General features: G+C 51.0%; 10 protein-coding genes. 6 read left to right on the forward strand and 4 right to left on the reverse strand.

The features are described from left to right. The first annotated feature begins 99 nt into the window (after positions 1 to 99). Together mtnP and FP815_04980 are read left to right on the forward strand one after the other, a co-directional pair. Positions 100 to 864: an S-methyl-5'-thioadenosine phosphorylase gene (mtnP, locus tag FP815_04975; GenBank protein ID MBA3014289.1), complete on the forward strand. Its 765-nt coding sequence runs from the start codon at positions 100 to 102 to the stop codon at positions 862 to 864. Between the two features lie 60 nt (positions 865 to 924). After that, on the forward strand, positions 925 to 1,458 hold the full coding sequence (locus FP815_04980) for an adenine phosphoribosyltransferase (GenBank protein MBA3014290.1): 534 nt from the start codon (positions 925 to 927) through the stop codon (positions 1,456 to 1,458). A 193-nt stretch (positions 1,459 to 1,651) separates the two neighbouring features. On the opposite strand, the gene FP815_04985 is transcribed toward FP815_04980, so the two are convergent. From FP815_04985 to FP815_05000, 4 genes are all read right to left on the reverse strand, one after another. Continuing rightward, a complete protein-coding gene (locus tag FP815_04985) occupies positions 1,652 to 2,482 on the reverse strand; it encodes a purine-nucleoside phosphorylase (protein ID MBA3014291.1) in 831 nt (276 codons plus the stop codon). Next, entirely contained in the window at positions 2,469 to 3,551 is a 1,083-nt protein-coding gene (locus FP815_04990; GenBank protein ID MBA3014292.1) for a cyclic nucleotide-binding domain-containing protein, read from the reverse strand. The genes FP815_04985 and FP815_04990 overlap by 14 nt, the downstream gene beginning before the upstream one ends. A gap of 140 nt (positions 3,552 to 3,691) precedes the next feature. Further along, positions 3,692 to 4,681, reverse strand: a complete 990-nt coding sequence (locus tag FP815_04995) for a hypothetical protein (GenBank protein ID MBA3014293.1) — start codon at positions 4,679 to 4,681, stop codon at positions 3,692 to 3,694. Between the two features lie 318 nt (positions 4,682 to 4,999). After that, positions 5,000 to 6,034 (reverse strand): aldehyde dehydrogenase, encoded by a 1,035-nt coding sequence (locus FP815_05000; protein MBA3014294.1) that lies wholly within the window; start codon positions 6,032 to 6,034, stop codon positions 5,000 to 5,002. 217 nt (positions 6,035 to 6,251) lie between these two features. Between FP815_05000 and FP815_05005 the strand changes: the two genes are divergently transcribed. The 4 genes from FP815_05005 to FP815_05020 all read left to right on the forward strand — a co-directional run. After that, positions 6,252 to 6,539, forward strand: coding sequence for a HypC/HybG/HupF family hydrogenase formation chaperone (locus tag FP815_05005; protein ID MBA3014295.1), 288 nt, complete (start codon positions 6,252 to 6,254; stop codon positions 6,537 to 6,539). Next, the gene (gene hypD / locus FP815_05010; protein ID MBA3014296.1) at positions 6,523 to 7,611 is read left to right on the forward strand and encodes a hydrogenase formation protein HypD; all 1,089 of its coding nucleotides are present in this window, start codon (positions 6,523 to 6,525) and stop codon (positions 7,609 to 7,611) included. Before FP815_05005 ends, hypD begins: the two co-directional genes overlap by 17 nt. Positions 7,612 to 7,966: 355 nt before the next feature. Beyond that, positions 7,967 to 9,007 (forward strand): hydrogenase expression/formation protein HypE, encoded by a 1,041-nt coding sequence (hypE, locus tag FP815_05015; GenBank protein ID MBA3014297.1) that lies wholly within the window; start codon positions 7,967 to 7,969, stop codon positions 9,005 to 9,007. 65 nt (positions 9,008 to 9,072) lie between these two features. Further along, positions 9,073 to 9,296 (forward strand): response regulator (locus FP815_05020; GenBank protein ID MBA3014298.1); only part of this gene is annotated, 224 nt, incomplete at its 3' end.

A 9,296-nucleotide genomic window follows, 5' to 3' on the forward strand; every position in this document is an offset into this window, starting at 1 on the left:
AATGATTCCAACTTTAACCATAGGTCATTTTCCTCAACACGAAATAGATAAATAGAATTCGAATTCTATTTATCTATTTCGTGTTGAGGAAAATGACCTATGGTTAAAGTTGGAATCATTGGAGGCTCCGGGCTTGATGACCCGAAGATCTTGGCAGAGGCGAGTGAGGTGGCGGTAACTACTCCTTATGGCACGCCATCGTCGGTATTAACCTGCGGGAAGATTGCCGGAGTGCCGGTTGTGATTCTTGCTCGACATGGTAAGGATCATTCAATCTATCCTAGCGGGGTTAATTTCAGAGCTAATATTTCGGCCTTAAAGGAACAGGGATGTACTCATATTCTTGCCGCCACCGCGGTTGGTTCTCTGCGGCGGGAGATCGAACCTGGACACTTGGTGCTGCCTGATCAATTTATAGATTTCACTAAACAGCGGTTAACCACCTTTTTTGATCAGGGTCCGGTGGTTCATACGCCCATGGCTGAACCGTTTTGCCCGAATCTGAGATCCTTACTGGCTGAGAACGCCGCCAGATTAGGGCTCATCGCCCATAGTGGCAAGACAGTGATCACCATCGAGGGACCCCGGTTCTCGACTCGTGCCGAAAGCCATATGTTTCGTAGTTGGAATGCGGATGTCATTAATATGAGCACCGTGCCCGAGGTTAATCTGGCTCGGGAACAGAAGATCCATTACGCTACAGTGGCTATGTCTACCGATTACGATTGCTGGCACGAAGATGAAGAGTCTGTTACCTGGGAGATGATCTTGTCCACCATGCGCCACAACGCTCATAATGTACTGAAGTTGTTCGTTGAAACTATCCCGCACATAGCCACGTATGCCGATATTTGTGTAGCTTGAGTCGGCGAAGTGATTGATACAGATTCATTGTAAATAACACCCTAGAGAGAGGAGAAGGTCATGTCCATAAAATCAAAAATTCGTTCCATCCCCGACTATCCGAAAAAGGGGATCATGTTTCGTGATATTACTACTCTGATCAGCGACCCGGTCGGGTTTCGGCTGATGGTCGATAATCTGACTCAGCGCTATATCACCAAGGAAGTCGAGTATGACATCATCGCTGGGATCGAAGCTCGTGGATTCATCATGGGTGGGGCCATGTCCTACACCCTGGGTAAGGGGTTTACCCCGATACGCAAGGCAGGGAAACTCCCGGCCGAGGTAATCTCTCAGGAGTATAATCTTGAGTACGGCACGGATCGGATTGAGATTCATAAGGATGCTTTCCCCCCTGGGACCCGGGTGTTGCTGGTTGATGATCTGCTGGCGACCGGCGGCACGGCTCTAGCCGCTGCGGCCTTGGTGGAGAAGCTTGGCGGGGTAGTGGCGGAGATGGCCTTTATCGTCAATCTTCCTGATGTCGGGGGTGAAAAGAAGTTACGGGAGAAGGGCTACTCGGTGTTTTCCTTGACCGAGTTCGAAGGGGAGTAAGGGCGTTTAAATTTTGTAACTATCCACCTTCAGACCCAGAAAGGTGCCGAAGCCCGGAACCGGAACTGATCAGGAGTGCCGCAGATGCTAGGCATCGGCCTGCGATGTGTGCTTTTCGCACATGAGCAGGCCGATAACAGCTAAGCGAGCGCAGCGAGACTGCGAGGCAGATGTGGCACTCCTGAACAGTTACCTAGATTTTTTTGATGATTTCAGCAAGGAGGCGGCGGGCGGTGTCTGCCGCCTTTGTCACTTGGGCGAGGACTTCGTCCATCATGATCGGTTGCATCTGGTCAGGGTTATTGACGTTGGCGATGATTGACAGGCCTAAAACTTCAATCCCTGCGTGAACGGCAGCGATTACCTCCGAAACGGTGGACATCCCCACCGCGTCACCACCCCACATTCTTAACATTCTGGTCTCTGCTGGTGTCTCCAAGCTGGGGCCGGGTATGCCGATATAGACGCCGCTTCGTAATGAGATACCCAGCGCGCTTGCTGCATCATGTGCGATATCCCAGAGCCGAGGGGAGTAAGCTCTAGACAGGTCAGGGAATCTTGGCCCCCATTCTTCGCGGTTGATCCCTCGCAAGGGGTTGTCGCTAATCAAGTTGATATGGTCGGTGATCACCATCAGATTCCCTGCGGCAAAGGAGAGGTTGAGTCCCCCAGCCGTGTTGGTGATGATCATTGCCGGTATTTGCAGTTCGGCCATGATTCTGATCGGTAGGGTGATGGTCTTGGTGTCGTACCCTTCGTACCAATGAAATCTGCCCTGAAATATCAGGCAGTATTTGTCGGCCAGATAACCATGGATCAAGCTGCCCCGGTGTCCAGGGGCCGTGGTTTGGGGAAAATCCGGGATTTCGCTGTAGTCGATAACGCCTTCGGTAACAAATCCGTCAGGTAGCAGATTCTGGCCGGAGCCAAGGACCACGGCCAGATCAGGTTGTTTGGTGATGCGGCTCGTTAGGAAGTCTGCCGCTATCCGTACTAGGGAATAGCGCTCTTTATGCACGGTCATGGTTGGGGGGGGAGATTGGCAGGGTGAAGCGAAAGGTGGCGCCTGTGTCTTTCTTGCTCATGCAGGTCAGGGCGCCGCCGTAACGAGTGATAATCTCTTGGCAGGATGTTAGTCCGAGTCCATTTCCATCAGGCTTAGTGGAGAATTGAGGAGTGAAGATTTTACTCTGGATTTCTTTGGGTATCCCTGTTCCGTAGTCGGTAACTTCGACCACGGCATGGCCTTGCTTGAAGGCTGTGGTGATTTTAATCTGCCCTTGAGGTGGACTTGCCTGGCCGGCGTTGATGACCAAGTTAGTGATAACCCGATTGATGTCGAGGTGGTTGAAGGCAAAATCAGGGATTGAAGTAAGGTGTTTAATGGTAATGGTCTTGCCCTTAAGATCTGGGTGACAGCTTAAGGTGACTGGGATAGCGTCGAGTGTAACAGGCAGAGAGTTGATCTCCAGTCTTTTGGGGAAGTTCAGGCGTTTCGCGTTGGCCAGAGCTTCATCCATCATTGTGGCCACGTCCTGGCGGCTCTTGCGCATGAGGTCGAGATAGTGGTGTTGAATCGGATTGAGAGGGGCTGTGGTCATGAGTTCAAGGAGAAGAAACGCGCTCATGGAATTGCGCATGTCGTGGATCAGGATATTGGCTTTTTCGTATTCGGAGGCTAACTGGCGGGTGTCATTTCTGATGCGCTGGCTCAAGGTCTGCATCATTGCTACCAGGGAAGGAGGCTGGGATGCGAGGTATTCCTGGAATTGAGCCGAGGTGATCCGGAAAAGTCTGGCCGGGGTGCTGGCGATGACGGTTGCTGATCTGGGCTTTTTTTCGATGATGGACATCTCGCCGATATAGTCAATCGGCTGGATGGTGGTGATAGCTCGTTTATCTTTGAATATCTGCAGAGTTCCGTCCAGCAGGATGAACATATCCTGTCCGGGATCCCCCTCAGAACAGAGGACTGTGCCGGCGGTGATCTCGATCTCTTCGAGCGCGGTGGCGAAGCTTTCAAGTTCGTTAGTGTCAAAGGAGCTAAAAAGATCTATCTCCTTGAGCAAGGTGATTCGTTCGCGGTGATTCATGCCGAGTTGGGGTTTGGTCTCCTCTGTAGAGGCAGTGTCGACTCTTTGCTCTTCGTAATGGATATTATGACTCTGGCCCTCTGTTGAGCTTGAGCAACAAAGGGCCAGGCATTGAATAATCTATTACAGAGGGGCTTTGGTCAGTGTGCGGCCTTCTCGGTTGCTTTGGCCTCGTTTTGTGCAGATTTTGTGAAGATTTCAATGACGGCTTTTTCCCGTTCATCCTTAATAAAGGTGTCGATCTTTTTTTGGATCTCCTGCTGCTTGAGGAAATTTCGCAACTTGTCAGCGACATCCTCATAGGGCACGATCTTGGTCTCTTTTTTGTCGGTTGCCCGAATTAAATGATACCCTGCTTGGGTTTCGACAATTGTTGTTTTGTCTGGATCAAGGGTGAAAGCCGCCTCTTCAAATGCTTTTTCAGTTTGACCACGAAGCACAAAACCCATCATGCCTCCGGACGCGGCATTTCCGTCCTCGGAGTGTTTTTGCGCTAACTTTGCAAAATCGCCGCCTTGTTCCAGTTCTTTTTTAACTGCTTTTAATTTGGCCATGGCCTTGTTTTTTTCTTCATCGCTGGCATCTTTCTTAACCTTGATCAAGATGTTGGTGACCAGGACCTGCTCCGGACGAGTGAAGTCGGCCAGGTTGGTTTCGTAGTATTTATGGCCCTGCTCGTCAGTAATGACAGTGGTGTCGGCAAATTCCTTGGTAATGAACTTCTCGGTAGCGATTTTCTTGCGAATATCTTGTTCTGTGAAGGTGTTTTTGAATTTGTCAGTGTCGGGAAACTGGGTCTTGCTCTTTTCCATCTGAGCCTTGGCTTCTTGCTCAGTTACCTGGATTCCGGCTTTCTGGCTGGCTTGATAGAGCAGTTCCCCTCCGATCATGATCTCAAGTATCTCCGATTCCATCTGGGTGGCCTGCTGATCAGTCATCGGGGAGGTGTTGTAAAAACGCTGCTTAATTCGGTTCATTTCTGCCTGCAGCTCATCATTGGTAATGGGGGCCTTGTTAATGGTGGCGGCGTATTTTTCTTTTTCGACTTTGCTACAGCCAGCAGCAAACGCAATAATCTGAATTAAAATGAGAATGTGGGTCAAAACGTGGCGGAGAGGAAGTGCTGTCATGAGTGTGGATCCTTTGGTAAAGTTGTGCTGTGCAGGTTGTTGTTTGCCGAAGTGCAATAGGGCAAATTCTGGCTGGTGTTGGGTTTGGTAGTCGTAATAAAATTGTCCAGGTTGTAACTACACAGGTTAACGGTAATCAGTTATCGGTTTACGGTTAAAAGAATCATGATTAGTCATAAATCATCGCATGATACTCAATGTCAGTGTGTCCTCATCCATTGGCAGGACCCAATCACCGTCAACCGTCAACCGTAAACCGACAAGCTGAGCAGTTCCCCAGGTTTAACCTTTTTAGCCAACCAACAACTGATTGCAGTGCTAGGAGCTGGCAGGAGCTACTGTCGTGCCACTGGTAACGGAACTTATATATCTAACAAGATCAATCATCCGTTTGCAATAGGAAGATTCATTATCGTGCCAGATCATGATCTGAATGATGTCGTCCTGCACTATGATACTGCCGGCGTCAAGGACCGATGATGGCTGGCTGTCTTTGAAATCGATACTGACCAGGGGGTGGTCGCAGACGGCTATAATACCGTGAAACAGTTCCTTAGCCGCTTTGGTAAAGGCGGCGACAACCTCTGTTTTCGTGACCTTGCGACCGACTTTGGCGGTAAGGTAGGCGAGATGAACTTCGGGTGTGGGCACTCGGATGGCAAGGGCATCGAAGCGCCCTGTCAGTTCGGGAATAACTTTTGGCATCTGTTCACTGGCGCTGGTGGTGGTTGGGATGATGTTGAGTCCTGCCGCCCGCATGCGGCGGAGATCATGGCCACCGCCATCTAGCAGTGGTTGGTTGATGGTGTAGGAGTGCAGGAAGGTAGCCAGGCTCGAGAGAATGGTGAACTCGTCGTTAAGTACTTTGGTCGCCGGAGCCAGACAATTAGTGGTGCAACTGCTGCCGCTGATAATATGGTGCAGGTCTGGCTGGTAGAGGGTGTGATTGACACCAAAACACAAGGTGATGTCGGGATTGTCGGCGGCGGCAGTGATCAGGACCTTGGTTGCTCCTGACTGACGGTGAAGCCCTGCCTTGCCTTGGGTCAGGCTGCCGCTGGCCTCAATCACCAGATCAATTCCTAGTTGGCTCCAGGGAAGGCGGGTGGGGTCTGGCTGATTGAGAAATGGTATCGTGTGCCCGCCGATAATGAGATTCTGCCCTTCGGTCGTTACAGGCTGGGGAAAGATGCCGTGGTTACTGTCGTAGCGGAGCAGGTGGGCGGCTTGGTCGATTGGCTCCAGCGAGTTGATCGCTCGCAATTCTAGACCCGCGCCAGCGTCGGAGGTAAGTAGCCTCGTAATCTGGCGGCCTATTCGGCCAAAGCCGTTGATTGCTATTTTAATTGACATTGTCGATGTTATTTCAGAGAGTGAAATGAGGTGCTTTTATACCACACTTCCTGGCGGCTGACAAAAAAAATGGTATTGTCTCTGGAGTTGAACTGAAGGAGTCTTTGGGGCTGGTTTTTTTGGTGAGATAATCGTAGACTAGAACACAGTGCCAAAGGGTGTCCGTGTATACGCGTGTGTGGTAGCTGAATACAAATTAAGTTGAGCGGAGCGTTCCATGTGTCTTGCCATCCCAGGAAAATTAATCGCAAAGTATGAAAATACCGGCTTGAAAATGGGGCAGGTGGATTATGACGGCACCATTTCCAATGTGTGTTTGGAGTATGTGCCGGAGATCGAGATCGGGCAGTACACTGTGGTCCATGCTGGGTTTGCCCTTTCTGTCCTGGATGAAGAAGAGGCTCGGAAGACGCTCGAGTTGTGGCAGGAGTTGCTGGAGAAGGCCGACCAGATGCGGAATAATGAGCAGGCACTTATCAGGAGCGACGATGACCCGTTATCTTGATGAGTTCCGTGATCCAGCCATTGCCAAGGTCATGATCGATGAAGTTCGGCGTTTGAGGACCAGGCCTTGGGTGATTATGGAGGTGTGCGGGGGCCAGACTCACGCTATTGTCCGTAGCGGTATTGATCAGCTTCTGCCTCCCGAGATTTCATTGGTCCATGGTCCGGGGTGCCCTGTCTGCGTTACTCCGCTTGAGATTATTGATCAGGCTATTGCCATTGCCAGCAGGCCGGGGGTGATTTTTACCAGTTTTGGCGATATGCTGAGGGTCCCCGGCAGTGATCGGGATCTGTTGACTGCCCGATCAGAGGGGGGTGATGTCCGGATTGTCTATTCACCCCTTGATGCGGTGCAGATTGCCCGCGACAACCCTGGCCGGCAGGTGGTGTTTTTGGCAATAGGTTTTGAAACCACGGCCCCTGGCAATGCGATGGCAGTGATTCAGGCCGCAAGCGAAGGCCTGGCTAATTTCACTGTTTTGACTTGTCATGTGCTGGTGCCTCCTGCCATGAGAGCGTTGCTTGATTCGCCTGACAATTTGGTGCAGGGATATTTGGCGGCAGGCCATGTCTGTACGGTGATGGGCGTTGCCGAGTACGAGGAGATTGCTGCTACCTATCAGGTGCCGATAGTGGTCACCGGTCTTGAGCCTAACGATATCCTGGAAGGTTTGTTGCTCCTGGTCCGTCAGTTGGAGTCGGGGCGGCATGAGGTGGAGATTCAATACACTCGGTCGGTGCGGCCTGGCGGTAATACTGTGGCTAAAGGGATGGTTGATCGCGTTTTCAAGGTTAAAGATCAGAAGTGGCGGGGCATTGGCCTTATCCCGGCAAGCGGACTGGCTCTCCGCGAAGAATTTGCCGCCTTTGACGCCGCGCAACGATTTGATGTTACTGCCATTGAGACTCATGAGGCTAAGGAGTGCATTAGTGGTCTGGTCCTGCAAGGGCAAAGGCGGCCCGATCAATGTCCAGCTTTTGGTCAGGCCTGTCGCCCTGAACATCCGCTCGGGGCCACCATGGTCTCCCATGAAGGCGCGTGTTCCGCATATTATCTTTACAAGAAATTGTGATCTGATAACTGCTCAGGTTATCGGTTTGCGGTTGACAGTTGACGGTGAGTGGTCCTAGGAATAGATGATCATACCTAAAATATCATGCATCAGATGATGAATCATGGCTAACTATGATTCTTTTAACCGTTAACTGGTAGCTGATCACCGTCAACTTACGTAATTACTATTGTAACTATCCACCTTCTGACCCAGAAAGGTGCCGAAGCCCAGAACCGTAACTGTTCAGCAGTGCCGCAGATGCTAGGCATCGGCCTGCGATGTGTGCTTTTTGTACATGAGCAGGCCGATAACAACGCAGATGTGGCACTGCTGGACAGTTCTTACTATTTTTATTAACTGACACAAACATCCGATGACCAGCTATTCCTGTCCACTTCCGATTTGCCATCATACTACCGTTCAACTTGCCCATGGCAGTGGGGGTAAATTGTCTGCTGATTTGATTGCCTCGATGATCCTTCCTCGATTTTCCAACCTTGCTTTGAATCGTTTGAACGATCAGGCTGTGTTGACTTTGCCGCCGGGTCGTGTTGCCTTTAGTACTGATACTTATGTTGTTGACCCGATTTTTTTTCCAGGTGGCACTATCGGGGACCTTGCCATTAACGGGACGATCAACGATGTGGCTATGTCGGGAGCCCTGCCGTTGTTTTTGAGTGTTGGCCTGGTCTTGGAAGAGGGGTTGCCTATTGAGACTCTTGATACGGTTCTTCGTTCCATGGAGCAGGCCATTTTAAAGGCTGGGGTTCAGGTGGTTACCGGTGACACCAAGGTGGTTCCCCGAGGTAAATGTGACAAGATATTCATCAACACGTCCGGTCTTGGTGTGGTTCCGGATGGTTTGGATCTGGACCCTTGCTGGATCAGGCCAGGAGATAGAGTTATTGTTTCCGGCATGATTGGTGATCATGGTCTGGCGGTGTTGACCAGCCGGGAGAAACTCTCTTTTGCTACCGAAATCGAATCGGATACTGCCGCTCTCCACGGATTGGTCACGGAGATGCTTGGAGAATCACAGAAGATCAGGGTCTTACGTGATCCCACCAGGGGTGGGGTGGCGACAAGTCTCAATGAATTTGCTGCTGTGGCTAAGCTTGGCATAGTGGTTGAGGAGAGAGGGCTTCCTGTTCGCTCTTCTGTCCGTTCCGTCTGTGAGGTTCTAGGGCTTGACCCCTTGTCTGTTGCCAATGAGGGAAAACTTTTGGCTGTAGTCGCGGCAGAGGATGCCGAGCAACTGCTGGCGGTTATGCGCCGTCACGAGTTGGGGCGAGAGGCCAGAATCATTGGGGAAGTGGTAACGGATCACCCAGGTTTGGTTGCGCTTCGAACGCCACTGGGGGTGAAAAGAATTTTAGAGATGCCTGTTGCTGAACAGTTGCCAAGGATTTGCTGAAATGCTAGACTTCTTTATTGACGCTGTGCTCTCGTGGCGTCGTACCATAGATTATAGGGGCGCTAATGACCGTTTTGAAACAACACCGGATCCTCATTGTTGACGATGAAGAGCCAATTCGTGGTTTGATAGAGAATATCGCCAGTCGTGAGGGCTTTGAGTGCGTTACTGCCGGGAGCGTTGACGAGGCATTGTCGATACTGGCAAAGGAACGGTTTTCGTTGCTTATCTCTGACATCAATATGCCGGGCAAGACGGGACTCGATCTGCTCTTGGGCGTCAATCGTAT

Source organism: Desulfobulbaceae bacterium (assembly GCA_013792005.1).
Classification (GTDB): Bacteria; Desulfobacterota; Desulfobulbia; order Desulfobulbales; family VMSU01; genus VMSU01.